The sequence below is a fragment of the Pseudoclavibacter sp. RFBB5 genome (assembly GCF_002931555.1).
In the GTDB taxonomy this organism is placed as follows: Bacteria; Actinomycetota; Actinomycetes; order Actinomycetales; family Microbacteriaceae; genus Pseudoclavibacter.
This window is the reverse complement of record NZ_PSTZ01000007.1, coordinates 241,512-264,105: the sequence shown is the minus strand read 5'-3', so window position 1 is coordinate 264,105 and position 22,594 is coordinate 241,512. Positions and strand designations below refer to the sequence as shown.

Sequence of the window (22,594 nt, the reverse complement as noted above, 5' to 3'; positions counted from 1 at the left end):
GGCCCTGCGTGGCATTCCCGGTCCGTCCTCCACCGGATTTGTCGGTGGCCGCGGGTACCGTGCCGACATGACGAACGTGATCTACAACACCGCGACAACGCTTTCCGGATTCATCGCAGACGACGACAACTCGCTCGACTGGCTGTTCGTGGTCGAGCAGCCTGAGGACAACAGCTTCGGCCCGTTCCTCGAGGGCGTCGGTGCCCTCGTCATGGGCTCGACGACCTACGAGTGGGTCTACAACCATGAGGGGCTCGACGAGCATCCCGAGAAGTGGCGGGATTCCTACGCCGAGCGTCCGGCGTTCGTGTTCACGACACGTGAGCTCCCGGTCCCGGACGGGCTCGACATCCGCCTGGTCCGAGACGCCGTCAGCGACCACTTCGGCGAGATCGCAGAGGCGGCCGGCGATGGCGATGTGTGGGTGGTCGGTGGCGGCGACCTGGCTGGTCAGTTCTACGAGGCCGGGCAGCTCGACGAGATCCGACTGTCCATCGCCCCCGTCACCCTCGAGTCAGGGGCGCCGGTGCTCCCCCGTCGCATCGAGGCGGATGCGCTCCACCTGAAGTCGGCGCACGTCGAGGGCCAGTTCGTGCACGCGCACTACGAGGTCCGTTACCCGCGCCCCTGACGTAGCCTCGTCGTCGTCGCGAGGGCGAGCAGCGGCGTCGCGACCGCGAGAGTCGCAATCGAGAGCGCCGGCGCGCCTGCCAGCGACGGCAAGGCGAGGCCGAGACCGAGGGCAACGGAGAGGAGCACGCCATCGAACTGCCAGGCGAGACGCGCGATCACCGACAGGTCACCGACCTCGCTCGGCATCGGCGTCAGCAAGAGGGGAGGCAGGTGACCCCGCGCGGCATCGAATGCTCGGACGGCGACCAGGGCCAGGGCCACGAGGAGTGGTACCGGACCACCCCCTGACACCGCGACGACCGCGCCGACGACGAGCACGACGAGGGCCACTGGGAACACCGCGTGCAGGAGAAACTGCTCTCCGACCGGGGTTCCGAAGACGGCGGCGCCGACCGCAGCGTCGGCGGCGTGCCGGAAGCCGTCTGCGAAGGTCCCCAGCGCGAGATACATGAGCACGGATGCGACGGCGGCGATGCCAGCGATCGCGCCGGTCGACGCGGCCGCGCCCGCAAGCTCGGGAGCGCCCGAATGTCCCGTGGCCGACCCGAGCAGCACGGCTCCGACCGCGAGGCCGAGAATGCCGAGCACCGTGCGCTGGGGCGTCCGCATCGCTCCGACCGCGTCGCGGACCAGCATCCGGAGGACACGTGGTCCACCGACCACAGCACTGAGCCTTCTTCCTGTCGTGGGGCGCTCTCGGTACGTCGCCGCAGCTCCCGCCAGCTCGCCGGTGGCAATCGCGACAGACGCCGACTCGCGGCGTCCCGCCTGCAGCAGCAGAGCGTCACCGCGCAGACGATTGAGGAGGCCAGGCACAGCGGCGAGCGCGACAACCGCCGCGGCGACCAGCAGAACTGTGCCGATGATCCCGGCGTCGGCGTCGCCGACCAGACCAGCCCAAGACGCTGCGAACCACTGGCCATCGCCCAACGGAGACGCACCCCAGACCCCCAGGAGCAGGGCGCCAGCCCACACCCGCGGGCCGACGAGCAGCTGACCGAGCAACGCCGACACGACGCCGAGCGAGGCCACCGCCACGGCTGCGACAGCACAGGCCACCACGGCCAGAGGCCGAGCGCCGAGGCCCACCACCAGCGCGGCTCCAGGCAGACACACGACAGCGGCGGAGACCGCGGCCGCGACGATCAGGCTCTTCACGAACGGGCGCCGCAGCGTGAGCATCCTAGGGAGATGGTTCGAGCCGAGCGTCACCGTCGCGAACGGGGCAAGGAGGGCCGGCCCTCGCACAGTACCCACGAGCATGCCGACGGGGCCGACTGCGGCCGTGAGGAGACGAAGCTGCTCGAGGAAGTCCGCGGAGGTCAGCCAGCCGATCGACGCAGGTTGCAGGAGCGCGAGGAAGAGCATCCGCACGATGGGAGCAACGGCGATGAGCCCAACGGCGACAGCGAGGTAGACCCGGTAGGCGCCCTCACGCCGCCGCGCGGTCATCGTCACCGCCAGTCCTGAGACCGTCATCTGGGGTGCTGCCGCGGGCACCGGGGCTGCCCCCGAGACGCAGCTCGGCTGCACCAAGCGCATAGATGAGGGGACGACTGTGGGTCGCCACGACGATCGCAGCTCCCCGCTCGCGCTCCTCGGTCAGGATGCGGGCGAGCAGCTCGCGCCTGTGCTCGTCGAGGCGCTGCTCCGGCTCATCGAGCACCAGCACCTCGAACGGTCGTGCGAGTGCGGTGGCCAGCGAGAGGAGCTGGAACTGGCCGGACGACAGCTCGTGCGGGAAGCGATCGGCAAGGTCCAGGATGCCGAGACGCGCGAGCACCTCGTCGGCGCTGGCATTGGCGTCGCGAACCGAGGCACCCCAGGAGGCGGCCACCGCGGTGAGATGCTCCCGCGCGGTCATCGTCATGGAGAAGGGGACGGACCCGAGCAGCGCCGCGAGCCTTCGCCGGAACTTTGAGCTCCGTTCATCGACGGGTTCCCCACCGACGAGGACGTGGCCCGAACTCGGTGAGACCTGTCCTGTGAGCGTGCGCAACACCGTGGTCTTTCCAGAACCGTTCTCGCCGGTCAGGCACAAAATGGAGCCCGCAGCCACCTCGAAATCGACTGAGGCGAGCACGAGGGTGCCGCCGCGTCTGACGGACGCTCCTTCGACGCGGACCGCTGGCATGCGACCATCCTCCCGTGCCCGCAGACCCTGAGCAAGTCACGTCGCCAGCAGCTGGCCCACGGCGTTCGTCTGGACCTCGACGTCACGAACGCGGCGCCGCCCGCGATCAGCCGCGAAGCGTCTCCAGGAAATGACCGAGGCGCTCCAGGCCCTCCACCAGTTCAGTCGTGGAGGAGGCGTAGGAGAGCCGCACGTGCGTCTCCCCCGTCGCTGCCCCGAAATCGCGCCCAGGCGTGAGGGCGACGTGTGCCTCCTCGAGCGCTCGGCCACAGAAATCCCACGCGGAGAGACCGGTCGATGCCACGTCGAAGTACACGTAGAACGCCCCGTCTGGGAGAACCGGTACAGGCAGCCCGATACGGGTGAGCCCATCCAGCACGAGGTCGCGTCGCGCACGCAGCTCAGTGCGCCGCGCTTCGCAGAGGTCGAGCGACTCGGGCGTGAACGCGGCGAGCGCCGCCAGCTGCGCGGGTGCCGACGCCGAGAGGAAGTAGTTGGTTGCCAGCTTCTCGACGGCGGGCACGAGGGCCTCCGGCAGCACCGCCCAGCCGAGCCGCCACCCCGTCATGCCGAAGTACTTCGAGAAGCTGTTGATGACGATCGCGTCCGGGTCGACGCTCAGGACGCTCCGCGGAGGCGTGCCGTCAGCACCGGGGTCGGAGAGGTTCAGGTAGATCTCGTCGACGATGCGCCACGCGCCGCGTTCGCGGGCGAACGCGCAGATCGCCTCGAGTTCATCGAACGGTATCGACGTCCCGGTCGGGTTCGATGGTGTCGCCACCATGAGCCCGTTCGTGTGCTCGCTCCAGGCGGCCCGCACGCTGGCGAGATCGAGCTGGTAGCGAGACCCGACGGTCGACGGCGCGCTGACGACTCGGCCGCCGAAGCTCTCGACCAGCTGACGATTGCACGGGTAGGAGGGGTCGGCCATGAGGACGTCGTCGCCGTTGTCGGTGGTCGCGGCGACGACCAGCGGCAGCGCCGCGGATGCTCCTGAGGTCACGATGATGCGCGCCGGGTCCACGTCGACACCGTGGCGGAGCTGGTAGAAACCGCTGATCGCCTGGCGGAGGGCGGGGAGCCCGAGCGCGACCGTGTAGGGCAGCGGACGACCGTCCATGGCTTCGCGCATGGCGTCGCGCACGGCTGGCGGTGCCCCGAAGTCAGGTTCGCCGAGCGAGAGCTTCACGATCCGGTGACCAGCGGCCTCGAGAACCGCCGCCCGCTGCCCGAAGGCCATGGCGTGGAACGGCTCGACGGTCTGGGCGCGATGCGAGAGCTTCATGGTCCAAGAATGCCAGGAGCTGCACCGCGGCCGTCGCTGCGCGGTGCCGTCGGTGGTGCCAGCTACGCTGATCGGAACGGTTCAGAGGTGGGGGCGGCATGGAGATTCTTCTGACGGGGGCGACGGGATTCGTGGGCACGGCCGTGCTCGCTCGGCTGCGCACGATGCCGGACGTCACTCGTGTCCGGGTGCTGTCGAGAGGACCTGACCGCGCCCCGCGAGGCGTGGATGTCGTGCGCGGCGATCTCGCCGAGACCAGGACGATCGTCGGTGCCGCCGAGGGGGCAGATGTCGTGATCCACGCAGCCGGCTACGTCGGGAACGTCCCGCGCATGGCCACCTCCGTCAACGACGCGGGAACCCGTGCTCTCGCTGGCGAGTGCACGCGGTCGGGGGCGCGACTGATCGCCGTCAGCACGACCGCCGTGTACGGCCCCGGCCCGCACCGCCTCGCCCGTGAAGGCGAGGTCGCGATGCATCCGGTTTCCGCGGCGAGCGTGTCGCGGAGCGCCGGCGAGGCCCATGTGCTGTCGGCTGGCGGCACGGTCGTCAGGGCCGCCCTGACGTATGGGGGCGGCGACCGCTGGTTCATCCCGACTGCGCTTGCGGGCGTTCGCGCCCTGGGTGGATGGGTGGGCGGTGGGAACGCGCGCCTCTCGACCGTCCATGTCAGCTCGCTGGCGGCGCAGATCGTCCTCCTGGCCACTGACTCCGGGGAGCTTCCTGACGCGATTTTCCATGCCGCAGACCCCGAACCCGCGACATTCCGGGAGATGCTCACGAGCGTGACGCGTCGGCTCGGCCTCGACCTCCCCGAGGAAGACATCCCGGTCGACGACCCGCGCCTCGCTGAGGTGCCTCCGCAGCTGCTGCAGCGAGCCTTCGTCGAGCACACCTACGACGGCGAGCTCCTGCGTCGACGAACCGGCTGGCGTGGGCATCCCGACCGCGACCTCAGATTGTCTCGCGCAGACCTGGACTGGTATGCCTCCGTCACACGGTGATGACGGCACGCAGGCGAGGGGTCGCCCCCTCGATCACGTGCAGCCACATGCCGGTTGGGATCGCCCTGATGACCGCGAGCCCGCGGCCTCCGTCAGATGCTGCGTCTGACCGGAAGACCGCAGCGAGGAGCGTCCTGTCGTCGCTCGCGAAGACCATCGACCCAACGTCGACCCACGCTGCCCGCCGGCCACCGGCTCGCGGCCCCTCAACGCGAACCGCGCCCCGCGCGTCCTTCGCGATGATGACTGCATCGCCCGAGAGGAGCGAGGGAAGGTCGGCCAGCTCGTCCAGGGAACGCCGCCCCTGAGCCAGGAGCACAACTGCCGTAGCCGTCTCCCCCTCGAGGCGACTGGGGATGACCAGGTCGAGGTGCCTGGTCCGGACTTCCGTGAGCGCGTGGTCACCGGGCCGCGCAAGCAGCCACGGGTTGCCACCGCGATGCTCGGCGACCACCCGAAGACGTCCATCTGCAACGGCCGACCGCACGGCGAGGTGCATCTGACGGTCTGGATGCACGAGCACTCCCATGTGTCCCCTCTCGGATCGTGAGCAGTTGGTTTCCCGATCGGCCCAGGGCAAGCTAACATACAGAACACTCTGTTTTGTACGTCACTCCTCGTGGGCCCCTCTGCCAACTGGCGCAGATGACGCCGCGCCGTGATGTCTGCTCACCGAGATCACGGGCGTCGTGGCGCAGAGCGACGCCGAAGGGGGCATTGATGCGGGTCAGCCGAGAACTCGTCCACAAGGACAGCGAAGAGTCGATGCTCATCGCCACGATGGATGAGGTGAGTCCGGATGCGTACCTCGCTCGTCTGCGCACGATCCCGACTGTCGTGCAGGCGGCTGGCGCCCGGTCGACCGCGGTCTCATCACCGACCCTCCTCGGGCTCGAGATCACCAGGCAGCTGGGCCTCCTCATGGGGCACCGAGCGGGCGGCATCCCGCTCGATTGGGCCTTCCTCCTCAACGAGCTGACCTTCCAGGGGTCGGATGCGTTCGGGCTCGGCATCGCGACGAACGCGGCGGCGATGACGGCCTCGGTTCGCATCAGCAGCGCGCGCGTCCGCGCTGGGCGCTGCGACGAGATGACGGCGTTCGCGGTCTTCGAGATCGATCACGACGTCGTCGCGGAGGGCTCGGGCTCGTTCCGGTGCGTGCCCAGGCGCACCTACTCGGCGCTGCGACGACGTCAGCTGCAGGCCCCCCGCCAACCCCGCCCCAGCAGCAGCGGAGCCCTCGCCGAGGTCTCCGTGCACGGTCTGGACCTTCAGGCGCACCTCGGCTGGCCATCCGCCAACCGGCTCATCTTCGACCACGAGGTCGACCACGTGCCCGGCCTGCTCTTCGCCCAGGCAGGGATCGAGGCGCACGAGCACCTCACGGGGACAGCGCCCCACGAGGTGGCGCTTGTCTGCCCCCGGTTCGCCGAGATCGGAGAGGTCGTCTCCATCAGTGCCAGGCGTTCGGGCCACCAGGTCTCGACGGCAGCAGATCAGGCGCACGAGCGTGTGGCCCAGGTTCGATGCGCGTGAGGCCCTGGCGAATTCGGCCCCTCCCGCTCGCCCTCCCTCGGCGGCGGGGTCTTCGTCACTACACTCACTGGCTATGACCGCCCTCCCCCGACCGTCCAACGCGCCCCAGCAGCAGCGGAGCGTCGAGACGCGGAGTCGGCTGGTGCTCGCGGCCGCCACGACCTTCGTGGAGTTCGGCTTCGCGGGGTCGACGCTGGCGCGGATCCGCGAGCACTCCGGGGTGACCAACGGTGCGTTCTATCACCACTTCGCGACGCGCGAGGCGGTCGCCGAGGCGGTCCTCGCCGAGTACGCGGAACGCGCGACGCGCTCGGTGACGGATGCGACGACCTCCGCGACGAGTGGAATCGAGGCTCTTCTCAAGGTTTCGCTCGCGTTCGCCCAGCTCCTGCGCAGCGACGTCGTGGTGCTTGCTGGGGTCCTGGTCACGACGGAGATCGGGTCGAACTTCCTCGCTCACGGCCCGTATCTCGACTGGCTCGCCCGCCTGAAGCCGCTCATCCAGCTCTGCCAACGCGAGGGAAGCATCCGCCGCGATGTGGCGGCGGCGGACCTGAGCTCGCTCCTCGTGTCGACGTTCACGGGGACCCAGCTCCTCTCGGGCGCCGTGAGCAGCCGACAAGACCTTGTGACCCGGGTCGCCACGCACTGGCGGATCATCCTGCCCAGTCTGACGACGCCCGAGGAGGCTGCGCGCGTCACAGACCTCCTCGACTCGGTGTTCGATGACGACGTTGCTGCCCGCTGACCGACCAGCCGCCCCCGACAATCCCGACAATCCCGTGACGACCCCAACCGAGCTGGCGCCCGGCTGAGAGGAGATGACGCATGCCGTTCGCAGACGAACTGCTCGGACGACAGCAGGCCTCCGCCATGACGGACCTGCTCGAAGCGGCGGCCGGCGTTCGCCTCACCGAGACACGCAGCGCGGCCCTCCAGCTCGATGACCTCGCGCTGGGTGCTCGGAGCGCGCACCTCGCCGCCTCGCTTGCCGTCGACCTCCCTGTGCCGTACCCGGCCTTCGCCGCGATCGTGCGCCGGGCGCTGGAGTCAGCATCCCTCACCGGGTGGATGATCTGGCCCGTCTCGGTCGCCGTCTCCGCTGCAGCGATCGCCGACGGCGGTGAGGAGGCGTTCGACGACGGCATGCAGCTGCTCGCCGAGCTGACCCATCGGCTCACGTGCGAGTGGGCGGTTCGGGCGATGCTTCGTGCGCGCCTCGAACGGGCCCTCGGGATCATGCTCGCGTGGACCCGCAGCCGTGATGAGCACGTGCGTCGCCTCGCGTCCGAGGGGACGCGCCCATACCTTCCGTGGGGAACGAGGGTGGCTGGGATCACTCGCGACGCTCGCCTGACCGCACCGATCCTGAATGCTCTCTACAGGGACGAGAGCGAGTACGTCCGCCGCTCGGTCGCGAACCACCTCAACGACATCAGTCGGCATGATGCGGGACTCGTCTGCGAACTGGCCACGGCGTGGCTCGCGGAGGGCGACGAGAACACGCCGAAGCTCGTACGGCACGCCCTCAGGACGCTCGTGAAGCGCGGCGACCAGGAGGCGCTGGGCATCCTCGGCTTCGTCTCGGCCGACGTGATCGTCGACGGGCCGACGCTCGACCGCAGCAGCATCGTGCTCGGCGAGGAGCTGCTCATCTGCGGAGCGATCCGGAACAGCGGTCAGGAGCCCGCGAAGCTGGTCGTCGACTACGTGGTGCACCATGTCAAGGCGGATGGGAGCAGGACCCCGAAGACCTTCAAGATCTCGACGACCACGCTCGCTCCGGGCGAGACGCTCGAGATCGCGAAGCGTCACAAGATCGTGCCGATCACCACACGCCGGTACCACCCTGGAGTCCACGCCATCGAGCTGCAGGTCAACGGCGTCCGATTCGGCTTCGCCGAGTTCGAGCTGCTTCCCGACGTCGTGTGCTGAGATACGGACATGTCCGAGACACCAGCCGACGATGTCGGCACGCAGACCATTCGCATCGAGCGCGTCGTCGCCGCTCCCCGGGAGGAACTGTGGCTGTGGTTCACGGAGAGCGACCGGACTGCGCAGTGGATCGGCCCCTGGCACTACACCGATGAGGATGCCAGGCAGATCGGACTCCAGCTGGTGGCTGAGGAGGGCACCCCGGCGAGCAGCGCGACGATCGGTCGCTGTGAGGCGCCGGGAGTGCTGGAGGTCACGACCGAGGATGCTGCGGGCGTGTGGCATCTGCAGGTCTCGCTGGAGCCTGAAGGCCCCGGTGGAGCATCGACGCGGCTCATCTTCGAGCACTTCGATGTGCCAGTCGGCATGCTGACGGACATCCGTGCCGGTTGGAACTTCTACCTCGACACGATGCTGGCCGCGAAGGATGGGCTCGAGAAGCCCGTATTCGAGGACTACCTCGAGCCGCCAACCCCCGGTGCCGACTGAGACGGGACCCCAGCAGCCACCCGCCCAGGAATGTCATTCCCGGTCATGATGGATGGCGTGTCACATTGTCGAGACACAGCCTCGGTAGCCTGTGCTCATGCTCGAAGCCCCTACGAACTCCCCCGCCAGCCGAACTGAGGCTGGCGCAGAACTGCCGGACGAACTGCGCTCGGATGTGCACCTCCTCGGCACCCTGCTCGGTCAGGTCATCACCGAGACGGGAGGCCCGGCGCTCCTCGACGACGTCGAGCGGCTGCGCCGCCTCACGATCGCGGCGTACGAGCACGGAGCCGAGGTGGCAGACGACTCGTTCGCATCAGCCGAGGAGCTGGTGGATGCGCTCTCACCGGCACGTGCGGACGAGGTCGCTCGCGCGTTCACCTGCTACTTCCACCTTGTGAACCTCGCCGAGGAGCACCACCGGGTTCGCGTGCTCCGGTCCCGCGGCGCCTCCCCGGCGAAGCAGCAGGAGGACACGATCTCGCAGGCCTTCGCGCGACTCAGCGCGGAGATCGGTGAGGAGAAGGCGGCCGAGCGCGTGCGCGGCCTCCGCTTCCACCCGGTGTTCACGGCGCATCCCACTGAGGCCCGCCGCCGGGCGGTGTCGTCCGCGATCCGCCGCATCAGCGACCTTCTCGAGGAGCGCGACGAACTGCGCTTCCTCGGCTCCGATTCCGACGGAAGCGCGGCAGCGCAGGAACTCACGCGTCGCCTGCTCGAGGAGATCGACCTCCTCTGGCGCACGTCACCGCTGCGCAGCGACAAGCCGACTCCCGTCGACGAGGTGCGCACCGTCATGGCGGTCTTCGACGAGACGCTCTTCACGACCGTCCCCCGCGTGTATCGCCGGGTCGACGAGGCGCTGCAGGGTGGCATCTCGGGCACGGTCGCTCCGCTCGCGAACCCGTTCGTGCGGGTTGGCTCCTGGATCGGCGGCGACCGCGACGGCAATCCGTTCGTGACCGCCAAGGTCAGCCGACAGGCGGCCGTCATCGCCTCCGAGCACGTGCTGCTCGGCCTTGAACGTGCCTCCGCCCGAATCGGCCGCACGCTCACGCTCGGCTCCGACACGACCCCGCTCGATGCGGCCGCGGCGACCCTGCTCGCACGCCTCGGGAGCGCCGACGAGTCGGCCGCTGCTGAGATCGCGCAGCGCTCGCCCGGTGAGCCGCACCGCAGAGTGCTGCTGCTCATCGCGCGTCGCATCGAGGCCACGCGGCGACGCGACGCCGACCTTGCCTACACGGTGCCGGACGAGCTGCTGCGCGAGCTGCGCATCCTGCAGGCCTCGCTCGTCGCAGCGGGCGCGGGCCGGCACGCGTACGGCGAGCTGCAGCACCTGATCTGGCAGGTGGAGACGTTCGGCTTCCACCTCACGGAGCTCGAGGTGCGCCAGCACTCCCAGGTGCACCGCAAGGTGCTCGCCGAGCTCGCTGAGCTGGAAGCCGGGGACGAGCCGAGCGAGCTCGCCGCCGAGGTCCTGGACGTGTTCCGCTCGGTCGCGTTCATCCAGGAGCGTCACGGGCCTCGCGCAGCTGGACGCTACATCGTCTCCTTCACGCAGTCATCCGAGGACATCGCCAACGTCTTCAAGCTCGCCCTGGCGGCGACGGGTCCGGGCGCGACGCCACCCGCGCTCAACGTGATCCCGCTCTTCGAGACGTTCGCCGACCTGCAGGCGGCTCCCCGTATCCTCGCCGAGATGCTCGAGCAGCCGGAGGTCGTCGAGCTGCTCGCCGGCAATGGCCGCAGGCTCGAGGTCATGCTCGGCTACTCCGATTCCTCGAAGGACGTCGGCCCCGTTGCCGCGACCCTCGCCCTCTACGAGGCGCAGAGCCAGATCGCGGCGTGGGCGCAGGAGAACGGCATCGAGCTGACGCTCTTCCACGGCCGCGGTGGCGCGCTCGGGCGTGGCGGCGGCCCCGCGAACGTCGCGATCCTCGCCCAGCCGCCGCACTCGGTCGACGGCCGCTTCAAGCTGACCGAGCAGGGCGAGGTCATCTTCGCCAGGTACGGCGACCCGGACATCGCGGCACGCCACATCGACCAGGTCATCTCCGCGACGCTGCTCGCCTCCGCACCCTCAACGGAGTCGCGCAACGCGAACGCCGCCGAGAAGTACGCCGGCGTCGCGGCCACGATGGATGCGGCCTCGCGTGAGCGCTTCTTCGCGCTCGTCAAGGCGCCCGGCTTCGCGCCCTGGTTCGCCCGCGTCACACCCATGGAGGAAGTCGGGATGCTCGCACTCGGCTCGCGACCGGCCCGCAGAGGGCTGTCGGTGGAGTCGCTCGAGGACCTGCGCGCCATCCCCTGGGTCTTCGCGTGGACGCAGGCTCGCATCAACCTCACCGGGTGGTTCGGTCTGGGCACCGCCCTGGAGGCGGTCGGGAACCTCGAGCAGCTGCAGGCCGCCTACGCCGAGTGGCCCCTCTTCCGTTCGATGATCGACAACGTCGCGATGAGCCTCGCGAAGACGGATGCGCGTATCGCGCGCCGCTACCTGGAGCTCGGCGATCGGCCGGAGCTCGCGGGACTCGTGACGGACGAGCTTGATCTCACGGCCAGCTGGGTCACCCGCATCACGGGCGGTGCCGAGCTGCTTGAGCGCAAGCCGGTGCTGCAGCGTGCCGTGAAGATGCGCAGTCCGTACGTGGACGCGCTCTCGCTGCTGCAGCTCCGCGCTCTGCGCCGACTGCGCGACGACGCGAGGAAGCCCGACAGCGACGAGGCGGCGGAGCTCCAGCGCCTGCTGCTGCTCTCGGTCAACGGCGTCGCAGCCGGACTGCAGAACACCGGCTGACGCTCCGCGGGGGCGCGACGTCGTCGCGCGAAGCCGGCAGAGCATGGCCGTCACCCGTCTGGGTGGCGGCCATGCTGTCGATTCAGCTCCCGCGGATCTGCCCGTCGAGGTAGACCCAGCGGCCGTCGGCGCGGATGAAGCGGGCGCGCTCGTGGAGGAGGCCCGCGCCGTCGGGGTCCCGGTACGCGGCCCGGAACTCGACGACCCCGGATTCGTCCTCCGGCCCTCCGTCGAGGGTGTCGACGATCTGCAGGCGTCGCCAGACGGTGCCGTCGTCGAGGTCGATCTCGTCGGGCCTGGTCGCCTCCGCCCACGTCTCCGCGAGGTAGCCGGGCAGGCCGAGCGCGAACGCCGAGTAGCGGGAACGCATGAGCGCCTCGGCTGTCGGCGCGGGACGACCGGCATGGAAGGCTCCGCAGCACGACTCGTATGCGAGGCGGCTGCCGCAGGGGCAGACGTCAGCAGCAGGCGGGGCGGTGTTCCCGGGGCGTTCGGCAGCACCTCGCGAAGAGCCTGGGGGCGCCCCCTCCGGTGCGCTCACTCCCCCGCCGCTGGCTTCGTCGCCACACCGTCGAGCCAGAGCGTGTCGGACTCGTCGCCGTGTGCCCCGGCCTTGCCGACGTGCTTGGCGCTGATCTGCGGGCCGTTCTTGATGACGTGCACCAGCGCCATGCCGTGCCCGCGACCGAGGTCGTAGTCCTCCTTCAGCCAGGCCAGGATGTCGCCCGCCTTCGTGTCTGGCGCGTCGAGGCCCTTCTCCTGCGCGATGGCGATGAACTGACGCGGCGTGAGGCCCGTCTTGCCCTCGATGTTGTCGAGGTACGACTGGAACGACATGGATGCTCCCTCCCTGGGCTCGCCGCTGATCGGCGACCGTGCTGGCATCCTAGCGACCGGTGCTTCCTCCCAACTCCCTGCGGATCGGACCGGGCCGGTGGCGACAGGAGGATGATGTGGCTATGTCGCACCATCCAGCACTGTCGCGGCCGTTGTTCCACGACGCAGACCAGAATTTCGAAGCCAAGATCGTTCTCGGATCCGTCGGCGCAGGCGCTGGCGACCTCGGGGAGATCTTCGCCACGCTCGCCGCTGTCGAGGACGGCAAGCGGGAGTCGTGGGTCAGGGCCTGGTTCGCGAGAGCGCAGGCCACGCAGCAGCTCGCGCAGGTCTCCGAGAGCAACGGGCGGACCGCCACCGCGGCCGCGCAGTGGCTGCGAGCATCCGCCTACTACGGCCACGCGCTCAACGCGATCGCGGCCATCGGCGACACCGACGGGTACGCCAACGCGTTTGCCATGCACCGCGCGGCCTGGGACCGCTTCGCGTTGCTCAGGCGTGTCCCTCTCGAGGGTCGCTCGATCCGCTACGGAAAGGGCTCCCTTCCCGGGTACCTGCAGCGCCCGGATGTGCCGCCGCGGGACGGACGGTCGCCCCTGCTCGTGCTGGTCAACGGCAGCGACGGGACGCTCACGGATCTGTACTCGACGATCGGTGCGGCCGCGGCGGCCCGCGGGTACGCCGTGCTGTACTTCGACGGGCCGGGTCAGCAGAGCCAGCTCGTCGCCGGCACCCACTTCAGACCGGACTTCGAAGCAGTCCTGACACCGGTGATCGACCACGCGCTGGGCCTACCCGGCATCGACGGGTCCCGCATCGCCGTCTACGGGGTCAGCCAGGCGGGGTACTGGGTGCCGCGGGCGCTGGCCTTCGAGCACCGCGTGGCAGCGGCGATCGTCGACCCCGGGGTGACGGACGTGTCGACCTCCTGGGTCGGACACCTGCCGTCTCCGCTGCGCCACGAGCTGGAGAAGGGCGACTCGAAGCACTTCGACCAGTACATGAAGCTGGGCCTCGGCCACAGCGCCTCCGAACGAGCCGTGTGGAACTTCCGCGCCAAGCCCTACGCGAGCACCGGCTACTTCGCCGTCTATCGAGAGGTCGGGAAGTACCGGCTCAGTCCGGAGACCGCCGGCTCGATCACCACGCCGCTGCTCATCACGGCGCCGGAGAACGAGCAGTTCTGGCCGGGACAGTCCGACGAGCTCGCCAGCTTCGTGCCCGACGCCGAGCTGGTTCGGTTCACGGCCGTCAACGGTGCCGATTCGCACTGCGAGCCCCTCGCCCGAACCGCCGTCAACGAGGTGCTGCTCGACTGGCTCGACGCGCGCCTCGAAGCGCGCTGAAGCAGCACCCGCAGACTCGCGCCTCACGACGCCCGAGGGCACCCGCGAGGCCGTCGCTACGGGGTCGGCGCACCGGTGATGCACCAGAGCGGCGGCAGTCGCGGGCCGTGCGGGATCCAGGCCGCGGGACGCTACTCGTTGCGCTTGGCGACGAGTCGGTCCCGGACCTGGCGACGGAGGACCTTGCCGATGAGCGACTTCGGGAGCTCCTCGACCTGCACGACCCGCTTGGGCACCTTGTAGGACGCGAGTCGTGAGCGGCAGAAGTCGCGGAGCGCGTCGCCGTCGAACGTGGCACCGTCGCGGAGCACGACCGCGGCGGTCACGTCCTCACCCCCGGAGCTGCGCGGGAGGCCGACGACGGCGGCGCCCTCGACGTCCGGGTGCGCCGTGAGGGCTTCCTCGACCTCGGAGGGGCTCACGTTGAAGCCGCCCGTGATGATGAGCTCCTTCTTGCGGTCGACGACCGTCACGAAGCCGTCGTCGGACACGGTGACGATGTCGCCGGTGCGGAGCCAGCCTCCCGCGAGGAGCACCTCACGGGTCTCATCCGGCCGCTTCCAGTACCCCTGGAAGACCTGCGGCCCGCGGATGAGGAGCTCGCCCGATTCGCCCGCGGCGCGGTCGATGCTCGGGTCGTCCGGGTCGACGACGCGGATGTGCGTGCTCGGGAACGGCACCCCGACCGTTCCGGGGCGCCTGGTCGGGCCGACCGGGTTGCCGAGCGCGACCGGCGAGGTCTCGGTCATGCCGTACCCCTCCACCAGGAGCCCTCCGGTGACATCTTCCCAGCGTTCGACGGTCTTGACGGGCAGGCTCATGGCTCCGGAGATCGCGAAGCGGATGCCCGTGAAGCTGACCCCCTTGCGCGAGGCTGCCCTCGACAGGGCGTCGTAGATAGGAGGGACAGCGGGCAGGAAGGTCGGCGGGGAGCTCTTGGCCGCCGCGACAACGAGGTCGACGTCGAACTTCGGGAAGAGGACGAGCCGCGCTCCGATGCTCATGGCGAAGGTGAGGCACAGCGTCATCCCATACGCGTGGAACAGCGGGAGCACGCCGTAGAAGACTTCTCGCCCCTCGGTGAGCCCCGGCACCCAGGCGCGGCCCTGCGCGGCGTTCGCGCGCAGGTTGCGGTGGGTGAGGATGGCACCCTTGGGGCTGCCGGTGGTTCCGCTCGTGTACTGCAGCAGGGCGACGTCATCCAGGGCGGGCTTGGGCACTCGCTTCGAGATGCGCTTCGCATTCGCGACGCGCTCCCACTTGAGCACGCGGCGATCCGAGGGGGTCGCCGTCATGGCCTCGCGGGATTCGCGGGCCTTCGCGACGGGGAGGTGCAGAGCCAGCCGCTTCCCGAATGGCAGCGCGCTCGTCATGTCGACAGCGACGATCGTGTCCGGGACGACGTCGCTCGGCAGCTCCGAGATGAGATCGGCGACCTTGTCCCACACGATCGCGATCTTCGCGCCGTGGTCCTCGAACTGATGCCGCAGCTCGCGTGCCGTGTAGAGCGGGTTGTGCTCGATGACGATCGCGCCGAGGCGGAGCGCAGCGTAGAAGGCGATGACGTGCTGTGGGCAGTTGGGGAGCACCAACGCGACGCGGTCGCCCGCTGCGACCCCGAGCTTGCGGAGGCCCTCGGCCGCACGAGCCACCTGCTCCCCGAGCTCGCCGTAGCTGGTCTCGGCCCCGAAGAACTCGAGCGCCGGCCGAGAGCCGAAGTGCTTCACCGAGTTCTCGAGGAGGTCGACGAGCGACTCCCGCACGTCGGCGATGTCGTGGGGCACGTCATCGGCATACGCGGCCAGCCATGGCCTGGACGCGAGGTTGGACGTGCTGCTGGTCTCGTTGGCGTCGTTCACCGGGGTCCTTTCGACGAGCACGGCTGCGCGCACAGCGGTGCGCTCGAAGCCTAAGTCGCCGCGCTTGTGCTGAAGCCGTGTGTGCCGGAGTCTCTCCGGCTCCCCTCAGCGCGCATCCGCTTCCTCACGCGATCGACGAAGAACTCATAGTCCAGCCATAGGAAAGTGCTTCAAGCTACAACTATGAAGAAGCCATCGAAGAAAGCCACCATCGGTATCGTCATCGCGGCCGTTGTCGTGGTGATCGGCATCGCCGCCGCAGTGTTCGGCCCCATGATCTACCGTGACGTGATCGCCGAGCCCGCAGCCGAGGCGCCGGCGCTCGAGATCGAGTCGACGACCCCGAGCGCGGCCGACGCCAGCACACTCGCCGGCTCGTGGACCGTCGCCTCCGGCTCCTACGCCGGCTACCGGGTGGATGAGGTGCTCAATGGCACGGACGTGACCGTCACCGGCCGCACCGAAACCGTCTCCGGCACGCTCACGACCACCGAGACTGAGCTCACGGCCGCCGACATCACGGTCGACGTCGCATCCATCGCCACCGACGAGCAGCGCCGCGACGAGTACTTCCGCAGCGAGGCGCTCGACACCGCCGCGAACCCCGAGGCGACCTTCACGCTGGATGAGCCAGTCGCCGCGCTCGACGGACTCGCGGATGGCACGCAGGCGACGATCCCTGCCACCGGAACGCTCACGCTCAACGGCGTCAGCCAGCAGGTGACCATCGACCTCACGGCGGGCCTTGACGGTGACAACGTGCAGGTCGCCGGCAGCATCCCCGTGACTTTCGCCGACTACGGGGTCGAAGCCCCGAACCTTGGCTTCGTCTCCGTCGAGCCCACCGGGTCGGTCGAGTTCCTGCTCGTCCTCGAGCGCGCGTAGGCGCTGAACGAACCCGAACCGCCGGCCAGCTGGCCGACTCCCCCACCATATCTTTCCGCTGACCAGCTTGCGTGACGAGACCGCCTCCTCCGGGCCAGACCCAGCCCAGAGGCCCAGATCGTCACGCAAGTTGGTCATCGCGCTGCGCGGTCCGGGAGTCCGATTGTCCGGCCGCGCCGTCCGGTGGGGCTCCCAGGCCGACCCGGGTGACGGCGTCGGGACTTGGCCGACGACGCTCGTCAGGTGCCTGCTTGGAGGGCGTCGAGCTTCCCCTGCAGCACGCGACGCTGCTGCTCGTTTGCGGTGAGCTCGACCGCGACGCTCAGCTCGGATCTCGCTTCGTCGATCCTCCCGAGCTGCGAGAGCAACTCCCCGCGCACGCTCGCGAGCAGGGGGCCACGGGCCAGGGCACCGGATGCGCCGAGCCGGTCGACGATGGCGAGTGCGGTCGCCGGTCCGGTCGCCATGGAGACCGCGACGGCCCGGTTGAGTTGGACGATGGGACTCGGGGCCAGGCGTCCGAGCACCTCGTAGAGCAGGACGATCTGCGCCCAGTCGGTGTGCTGCACGGACGGGGCCACGGCGTGCCGCTCGGCGATGGCGGCCTGCAGGCAGTACGTGCCGCGCCCCTTGCCGAGGGCGTCGGCTCTAGACAGAAGGGCGCGACCGCGGAGGATCGCCGAGCGGTCCCAGCGTCGCCTGTCCTGGTCGGCGAGGAGGATGGGGGTGCCGTCGGCCGACTCTCGCGCCGCGAAGCGCGAGCTCTGGAACTCCATGAGTGCGACGAGTCCGAGCACCTCAGGCTCTCTGGGGAGCATGCTGGTGAGCGCTCGGCCGAGGCGGAGGGCTTCCGCAGCGAGGTCGGATCGCAGCCAGCGGTCTCCGGAACTGGCGGCGTACCCCTCGGTGAAGATCAGGTAGATGACGGCGAGGACGCCGCCGAGGCGCGGCGTCCACTCGCTCGGGTCGGGCGTCTCGAAGGGCACTCTGGCGGCGGCGAGGCTCTTCTTGGCCCGCACGATGCGCTGCTGCACGGTCGCGACCGGGATGAGGAAGAGGCGCGCGATCTCGTCGGTTGTGAGTCCGCCCACGATGCGCAGCGTGAGTGCGACCTGCGCCTCTCGGGAGAGCGCGGGGTGGCAGGCGACGAAGATGAGGCGGAGGACGTCGTCGCCGATGGGCACCCAGGGGTCGCTGGCGGTCGCATCCGCGTCGCGCAGGTCGCGTGCGATGGCGCTGTAGCGGTCGTCGAGTCGCTCGCGGCGTCGCCACCCGTCGATGGCCTTGCGTTTGGCGACGGCGGTGAGCCAGGCGCCCGGGTTGACCGGGACGCCTGACTGTGGCCACTGGGTGAGCGCGTCGGCGACGGCTTCCTGCGCGAGGTCTTCGGCAAGGCCGACGTCGCCGACCATTCTCGTGAGGGTCGCGACGATGCGGGCGCTCTCGATGCGCCAGACGGCGTCGATGGCGGCGGCGGTCGCGGGCTTGCCCGGCGCGCGAGCGGCGACGTCGTCGCTGTCCGCTCCGTGGCCTTCGCCTTGCCCTGCCGAGATCATCGCCGAGGCCTCTGCCCGCGTCCGTGTCCGGGTGCGCTCAGGCGCCGGCCTGCTGCTCGCGCCAGCCCTCTTCCTTCTGGATGAACTCGTTGTCTTCGTGGCCGGCGAAGTCGCTCATGTCGGTGACGCGGCGCACTTCGAGCTTCGACCCCGGCCCCTGGAGCGGGGCGCGGGAGGCCCATTGGATGGCTTCGTCGCGGGTGGCGGTCTCGATGATCCAGAAGCCGTTGAAGAGCTCGTGGGTCTCGCCGTACGGGCCGTCGGTGACGACGGGCTGCTCGCCAGAGAAGTCGACGACGAAGGCGGTGCTGAGGTCGTCGGCGAGGCCCTCGCCTGCGAGGAGGACGCCCGCTTCCATCATGGACTCGTTGTACTTGCCCATGGCGTTGATGATCTCGGTGAAGTCGGTGTTCTCGTAGGCGTCCTTGGCTTCGTCGGTGGCACGCATGATGAGCATGAACTTCATGATGATTCTCCTTGTCTGCAGCCCCGCAGGGCCGGTTGCAGGGTGCTGATCTGCACCCGTCTACTATGGCGTCGAACGGCGGACGGAGAAATCGACACGTGCCGTGAATGTTCTTGAGAGTCTTTTCTCGGGGCCGGTCGGCGCATCTTCAAGTCGGCTTGCTAGCTTCCGGGCATGACGAGCGATTTCGAACCACGGGTCGACCGAGTCTCGCGAGTGCTGCCGGCGAGCGCATCCAGGGTCTACGGGGCGCTCCTCGATCAGCGGGCGTTGGAGACCTGGTTGCCGCCGGCGGGGATGACGGGCAGGTACACGCGTTTCGAGCCGCGGGTGGGTGGGCGCAGTGTGCTGGAGCTCACGTATTCGGAGGTTCCGGTCGGTGGTGGCAAGACAGCTGAGTCGCGGGATGTTTCGGAGTCGGTGTTCGTGGAGCTGGTCGAGGGTGAGCGCGTTGCCCAGCAGATCGTGTTCGAGTCGGATGATGCGCGGTTTGCGGGCACCATGACGATGGTGTGGGAGTTGGCGGAGTTCCCGGGTGGCACGCTCGTGACCGTCTCGGCGTATGACGTGCCGAGCGGCATCAGTCAGGCGGATCACGTGGAGGGCATTTCGTCGTCGTTGGAGAACCTTTCGGCGTTTGTAGGTCGCTCGTGAAGCAGCAGGTGAACTTCGTGACGTTCGCGACTCGCGATCTCGACGATGCGCGGCGCTTCTACGTCGATGCGCTCGGTTGGGAACCGCTGCTCGATGTGGAGGGCGAGATCGTGTTCTTCCAGCTTGGGGCGGGGCAGGTGCTCGGGTTCTTCGATGCGGAGAAGTTCAACCGCGATCTGGGGACCGGTGAGGATCGTTCGCAGGTGTCCGGTGTGACGTTGGCGCACAACGTGGGGAGCCGCGAGGAGGTCGTCGCGGTGGTGTCGGCGATGGCGGCCGGCGGCGGGGTGATGTTGAAGGTGCCGCAGGAGGGTGACTTCGGCGGTGTGTTCCACGGCGTGGTCGAGGACCCGAACGGTGTCGTCTGGGAGGTGGCGCACAACCCTGGGTGGAGTGTGCTTCCCGATGGATCGGTCGTGTTCGGGGAGGGCGAGTAAGGATCCGGGGTACCGGTACGCGGCCGATGCGGTCTCCGTGAGCAGTGTCGCTGCGTCGGCGACGGCGTCAGCGACGACGGGGTTGGTTGCGCGGGTCAACAGCGGGGCTGCTGGGGTTGCTCGTTGCAGTCGCCGACGGTGATGACGGTGTCGGCGGTGAAGAGTTCCAGCGTGACGGTGGTCGAGGCGCGGTTGAGCGTTCCGGTGACGGGGATGTTCGTGCCGTCGGCGAGGGTCACGACGGCGGTGTAGACGACGGTGACGGATGCCTGCACCGTCGTCTTCTCGGTGTAGACGTGGCTCGTCTCAGTAACGGTGAAGTCTTCCTGCCCGAGTGCTTGCCAGGTTGAGCCGGCTGTTGTCGTGTCCTGCGTGGTGCCGTCGCCGTAGTCCCACCGGTATGTGGTGGGGGTGAAGGTCACGGTGATCGGGTGGCCGAGGACGCTCCCGGCCGCGGTGTGCTGGGCGGCGGCCGTGTAGAAGTTCGTGTGGGTCCCGACGATGCTCCACGTGGAGGGCTCGGCCGTGAGGGTCACGGATGCGGGCGCGAGGGTGAGCACGTCGCTGATCGTGAAACTCGTGGGTGGCCTCGGCGCGGTCGTGGTGGTGCCGCCTCCCCCGCCGCCGCCGCACTCCCTGCACTGCACTGTCGCCGGCGCGACGAGGGAGCTCACGGGGGATGCGAGCGCGCTCGCGTTCGGTATGAACGGAGGCGGGCCGCCACCGCCGCTCGTATCGTCTCCTGAGCCTCCGCTGTCAACCCAGCTGTCGTCGGACGAGTAGTCATCCCCGGAGCCCCCGCCGTCGTACGAGTCAGAGGGACCCGGGTCACCCACGTAGGTCTCCTCGACGTTGACGCTCACGCCGTTCCCGTCGTTGGACGCGCTGCCGCAGGCAGCATCAGCGAAATCTAGAAAGGTGCACCCGCGGGGATTCGGCGCAGCTTCGGCCATCCCTCCACCGACTAAGAGCGCGCCGATCAGCAGAAGTTCTCGCCAGACCATGGCTCCGTCTCCTTGATCTTGAACGCACCCTCGGAGTCACTAGCCAGCACGACAACCGGCGCGCGTCTGGAAGTCGATGGCGCTATTGCATCGGCACCTGTTGCATCCACTAGTTGCGTGCCTGAGATGTCGTAACAGCCGTAGGAAGCAATTTCGATATGGCCGTCCGCAAACTCTACTTTCTGGAGTTCAAGCCGGTCTAAGGTCGGTATCCCCGTAACTGTCAGTCCGCGCGTTTGCAGGTCTCTGAGATCCTGCTGCACTTTTTCCACGTAAGACGCAATCGCGTATTCCTTGAGTGCGTCGGATGAGCCCGTCTGGAGGTTCGCCGCTTCCGCCGCCAGGAACTTCGGCACCAGCTCCTCCACGATCGCCAGGGCTTCCTCATTACTGGGAAGGACCGGAGTTCCGGTCCCAGTGGTGGAGGTCGGGGGCGGGCTCGATGTCGTGCCTTCCTCGGGCGCGCATCCGCTCACACCGACAGCCGCCCCGAGACTGAACATGACGAGCAGAACGGTGCCGATGGCCCGCCTGCGCTTCCCCCTTGGTTGCATGGCCGTCAAGGTAGCGGCTCCGGAAAATCCTCGCAGAAGTTATCCACAGACCGACGGTCCGGGCCGCGTGCTGGGTAGCATCGTGGCGTGACGAGCCCCAGCGATTGGATCGAGCATCGCCGTGGAGACGGTGAGCTCCTCGGTTGGATGCGCCCGCACGGCGATGGTTTCGTGGTCATCGATCTGCTCGGACGGGAATGCTCCGGGGCACTCGACTGGTTCGAAGCTGAGACGCTTCTAGATGATCTGGGAATCGGGTATCTCGCCGACGCCTATGAGCTGCGCTTGGAGAATGGCGCGTGGTTGCGCGTGCGCATCACTGAAGTGTCGACGGTCCGCGTCCGCGTGAAGCGGGACGACTGGGGAGACATCACGGTGCCCAACGTCGAGTTCACGCTGTCGTTCCCGCCGAACGACGTGCTCCGCCCGGTTCGCGCGACTCTCGACCAGCGCGGTCACCCGACATAGATCTCAAAGATATAAACGCTGTTCGATCTCAGGCGCCGTTCGTCAGGGATCTGGTCGTTCAGCATGTTGGAGACAAGATCGGAACCGCCACGTTCCGAGCGCGCGCGGTCAGCCTGCTCAGCGTTCGCCGTCGAGTTCCCTAGGCTGGCTCCATGCCCCGCACTCTGATCCTGCTCCGTCATGCCAAAGCCGAGCATCCGATGACGATCGACGACCGCCAGCGTTCGCTTGCTGACCGTGGCGTACGTGAGGCTGCGGAGGCGGGCGACTGGCTGCGCGAGCACGCGCCCAAGGTCGACAAGGTGCTGTGCTCCCCCGCCGCTCGCACGCGGCAGACGTTGGAGACCGCTGAGATCCTGGCACCGGCCGAGTTCCCGAGCACCCTGTACATGGGTGGCGAGGACGACTACCTCGAGCAGGTCAAGGAGACGGACGCCGAGGTGCAGACGCTGCTGATCATCGGACACGAGCCGACCGTGTCGGGCACGGCGATCGCGTTGGCCGCTGACAAGGAGTCGGACCTGGCGCGGGAGATCCGCCACGGCTACCCGACGTCGGGGATCACCGTGCTGACGTTCCACGGCGAATGGGATGCGCTGCGCTGGAATTCGGCGAACATCACGGCGTTCCACGCACCCCACTAGGCCCGTCTCGCTCGGGGGCTCGCATCCACACGACGAACGCGGGTTCGTTCGCCACCGGAGCGTCATCT

Annotated in this window: 24 protein-coding genes; 13 read left to right on the top strand and 11 right to left on the bottom strand. The window is 68.8% G+C overall.

Features of this window, described 5'->3' with window-relative positions:
* The first annotated feature begins 67 nt into the window (after nt 1-67).
* Nucleotides 68-631: a dihydrofolate reductase family protein gene (locus C5B97_RS09205; RefSeq protein ID WP_104311796.1), complete on the top strand. Its 564-nt coding sequence runs from the start codon at nt 68-70 to the stop codon at nt 629-631.
* Here C5B97_RS09205 and C5B97_RS09200 read toward each other — a convergent pair.
* From C5B97_RS09200 to C5B97_RS09190, 3 genes are all read right to left on the bottom strand, one after another.
* A complete protein-coding gene (locus C5B97_RS09200) occupies nt 616-2,112 on the bottom strand; it encodes a hypothetical protein (RefSeq protein ID WP_146080777.1) in 1,497 nt (498 codons plus the stop codon). The genes C5B97_RS09205 and C5B97_RS09200 overlap by 16 nt on opposite strands.
* Entirely contained in the window at nt 2,066-2,767 is a 702-nt protein-coding gene (locus C5B97_RS09195; RefSeq protein ID WP_104311794.1) for an ABC transporter ATP-binding protein, read from the bottom strand. Before C5B97_RS09195 ends, C5B97_RS09200 begins: the two co-directional genes overlap by 47 nt.
* A gap of 106 nt (nt 2,768-2,873) precedes the next feature.
* Nucleotides 2,874-4,052 (bottom strand): aminotransferase class I/II-fold pyridoxal phosphate-dependent enzyme, encoded by a 1,179-nt coding sequence (locus C5B97_RS09190; RefSeq protein WP_104311793.1) that lies wholly within the window; start codon nt 4,050-4,052, stop codon nt 2,874-2,876.
* A gap of 98 nt (nt 4,053-4,150) precedes the next feature.
* On the opposite strand from C5B97_RS09190, the gene C5B97_RS09185 reads away from it, so the two are divergent.
* Complete coding sequence (locus C5B97_RS09185; RefSeq protein WP_104311792.1) at nt 4,151-5,056, top strand: NAD(P)-dependent oxidoreductase; 906 nt, start codon at nt 4,151-4,153, stop codon at nt 5,054-5,056.
* Here the strand turns inward: C5B97_RS09185 and C5B97_RS09180 are convergent.
* Nucleotides 5,046-5,585: a hypothetical protein gene (locus C5B97_RS09180; RefSeq protein ID WP_104311791.1), complete on the bottom strand. Its 540-nt coding sequence runs from the start codon at nt 5,583-5,585 to the stop codon at nt 5,046-5,048. The two genes, C5B97_RS09185 and C5B97_RS09180, sit on opposite strands and share 11 nt — an antisense overlap.
* A gap of 191 nt (nt 5,586-5,776) precedes the next feature.
* Here C5B97_RS09180 and C5B97_RS09175 point away from each other — a divergent pair, with 191 nt between their 5' ends.
* The 5 genes from C5B97_RS09175 to C5B97_RS09155 all read left to right on the top strand — a co-directional run bounded on the left by C5B97_RS09175 (nt 5,777) and on the right by C5B97_RS09155 (nt 11,816).
* On the top strand, nt 5,777-6,592 hold the full coding sequence (locus C5B97_RS09175) for an AfsA-related hotdog domain-containing protein (RefSeq protein WP_181026966.1): 816 nt from the start codon (nt 5,777-5,779) through the stop codon (nt 6,590-6,592).
* A 73-nt stretch (nt 6,593-6,665) separates the two neighbouring features.
* Complete coding sequence (locus C5B97_RS09170; RefSeq protein WP_104311789.1) at nt 6,666-7,340, top strand: ScbR family autoregulator-binding transcription factor; 675 nt, start codon at nt 6,666-6,668, stop codon at nt 7,338-7,340.
* 80 nt (nt 7,341-7,420) lie between these two features.
* The gene (locus C5B97_RS09165) at nt 7,421-8,527 is read left to right on the top strand and encodes a DNA alkylation repair protein (protein WP_104311788.1); all 1,107 of its coding nucleotides are present in this window, start codon (nt 7,421-7,423) and stop codon (nt 8,525-8,527) included.
* A gap of 9 nt (nt 8,528-8,536) precedes the next feature.
* On the top strand, nt 8,537-9,016 hold the full coding sequence (locus C5B97_RS09160) for an SRPBCC domain-containing protein (protein WP_104311787.1): 480 nt from the start codon (nt 8,537-8,539) through the stop codon (nt 9,014-9,016).
* 97 nt (nt 9,017-9,113) lie between these two features.
* Nucleotides 9,114-11,816, top strand: coding sequence for a phosphoenolpyruvate carboxylase (locus C5B97_RS09155; protein ID WP_104312559.1), 2,703 nt, complete (start codon nt 9,114-9,116; stop codon nt 11,814-11,816).
* Between the two features lie 82 nt (nt 11,817-11,898).
* Here C5B97_RS09155 and C5B97_RS18090 read toward each other — a convergent pair whose 3' ends face one another.
* Together C5B97_RS18090 and C5B97_RS09145 are read right to left on the bottom strand one after the other, a co-directional pair.
* Nucleotides 11,899-12,357, bottom strand: a complete 459-nt coding sequence (locus C5B97_RS18090; protein ID WP_104311786.1) for a YchJ family protein — start codon at nt 12,355-12,357, stop codon at nt 11,899-11,901.
* On the bottom strand, nt 12,354-12,653 hold the full coding sequence (locus tag C5B97_RS09145) for a DUF4287 domain-containing protein (RefSeq protein WP_104312558.1): 300 nt from the start codon (nt 12,651-12,653) through the stop codon (nt 12,354-12,356). The genes C5B97_RS18090 and C5B97_RS09145 overlap by 4 nt, the downstream gene beginning before the upstream one ends.
* Before the next feature lie 122 nt (nt 12,654-12,775).
* On the opposite strand from C5B97_RS09145, the gene C5B97_RS09140 reads away from it, so the two are divergent.
* Entirely contained in the window at nt 12,776-13,999 is a 1,224-nt protein-coding gene (locus C5B97_RS09140; protein WP_104311785.1) for a S9 family peptidase, read from the top strand.
* Nucleotides 14,000-14,130: 131 nt separating this feature from the next.
* Here C5B97_RS09140 and C5B97_RS09135 read toward each other — a convergent pair whose 3' ends face one another.
* Nucleotides 14,131-15,858: a long-chain-fatty-acid--CoA ligase gene (locus tag C5B97_RS09135; RefSeq protein WP_104312557.1), complete on the bottom strand. Its 1,728-nt coding sequence runs from the start codon at nt 15,856-15,858 to the stop codon at nt 14,131-14,133.
* A gap of 183 nt (nt 15,859-16,041) precedes the next feature.
* On the opposite strand from C5B97_RS09135, the gene C5B97_RS09130 reads away from it, so the two are divergent.
* The gene (locus C5B97_RS09130; protein WP_104311784.1) at nt 16,042-16,743 is read left to right on the top strand and encodes a YceI family protein; all 702 of its coding nucleotides are present in this window, start codon (nt 16,042-16,044) and stop codon (nt 16,741-16,743) included.
* A gap of 239 nt (nt 16,744-16,982) precedes the next feature.
* Here C5B97_RS09130 and C5B97_RS09125 read toward each other — a convergent pair whose 3' ends face one another.
* The gene (locus tag C5B97_RS09125) at nt 16,983-18,299 is read right to left on the bottom strand and encodes an RNA polymerase sigma factor (protein ID WP_104311783.1); all 1,317 of its coding nucleotides are present in this window, start codon (nt 18,297-18,299) and stop codon (nt 16,983-16,985) included.
* Between the two features lie 37 nt (nt 18,300-18,336).
* A complete protein-coding gene (locus tag C5B97_RS09120) occupies nt 18,337-18,765 on the bottom strand; it encodes a YciI family protein (protein ID WP_104311782.1) in 429 nt (142 codons plus the stop codon).
* Nucleotides 18,766-18,939: 174 nt separating this feature from the next.
* Between C5B97_RS09120 and C5B97_RS09115 the strand changes: the two genes are divergently transcribed.
* Nucleotides 18,940-19,419, top strand: coding sequence for an SRPBCC domain-containing protein (locus C5B97_RS09115; RefSeq protein ID WP_104311781.1), 480 nt, complete (start codon nt 18,940-18,942; stop codon nt 19,417-19,419).
* Nucleotides 19,416-19,856, top strand: coding sequence for a VOC family protein (locus tag C5B97_RS09110; protein WP_104311780.1), 441 nt, complete (start codon nt 19,416-19,418; stop codon nt 19,854-19,856). The genes C5B97_RS09115 and C5B97_RS09110 overlap by 4 nt, the downstream gene beginning before the upstream one ends.
* A 95-nt stretch (nt 19,857-19,951) precedes the next feature.
* On the opposite strand, the gene C5B97_RS09105 is transcribed toward C5B97_RS09110, so the two are convergent.
* Entirely contained in the window at nt 19,952-20,719 is a 768-nt protein-coding gene (locus tag C5B97_RS09105) for a hypothetical protein (protein ID WP_104311779.1), read from the bottom strand.
* A gap of 116 nt (nt 20,720-20,835) precedes the next feature.
* Nucleotides 20,836-21,216: a hypothetical protein gene (locus tag C5B97_RS09100; protein ID WP_181026964.1), complete on the bottom strand. Its 381-nt coding sequence runs from the start codon at nt 21,214-21,216 to the stop codon at nt 20,836-20,838.
* 285 nt (nt 21,217-21,501) lie between these two features.
* On the opposite strand from C5B97_RS09100, the gene C5B97_RS09095 reads away from it, so the two are divergent.
* Complete coding sequence (locus tag C5B97_RS09095; protein WP_104311777.1) at nt 21,502-21,882, top strand: hypothetical protein; 381 nt, start codon at nt 21,502-21,504, stop codon at nt 21,880-21,882.
* Nucleotides 21,883-22,034: 152 nt separating this feature from the next.
* Entirely contained in the window at nt 22,035-22,526 is a 492-nt protein-coding gene (locus C5B97_RS09090) for a histidine phosphatase family protein (RefSeq protein WP_104311776.1), read from the top strand.
* Nucleotides 22,527-22,594: the final 68 nt, after the last annotated feature.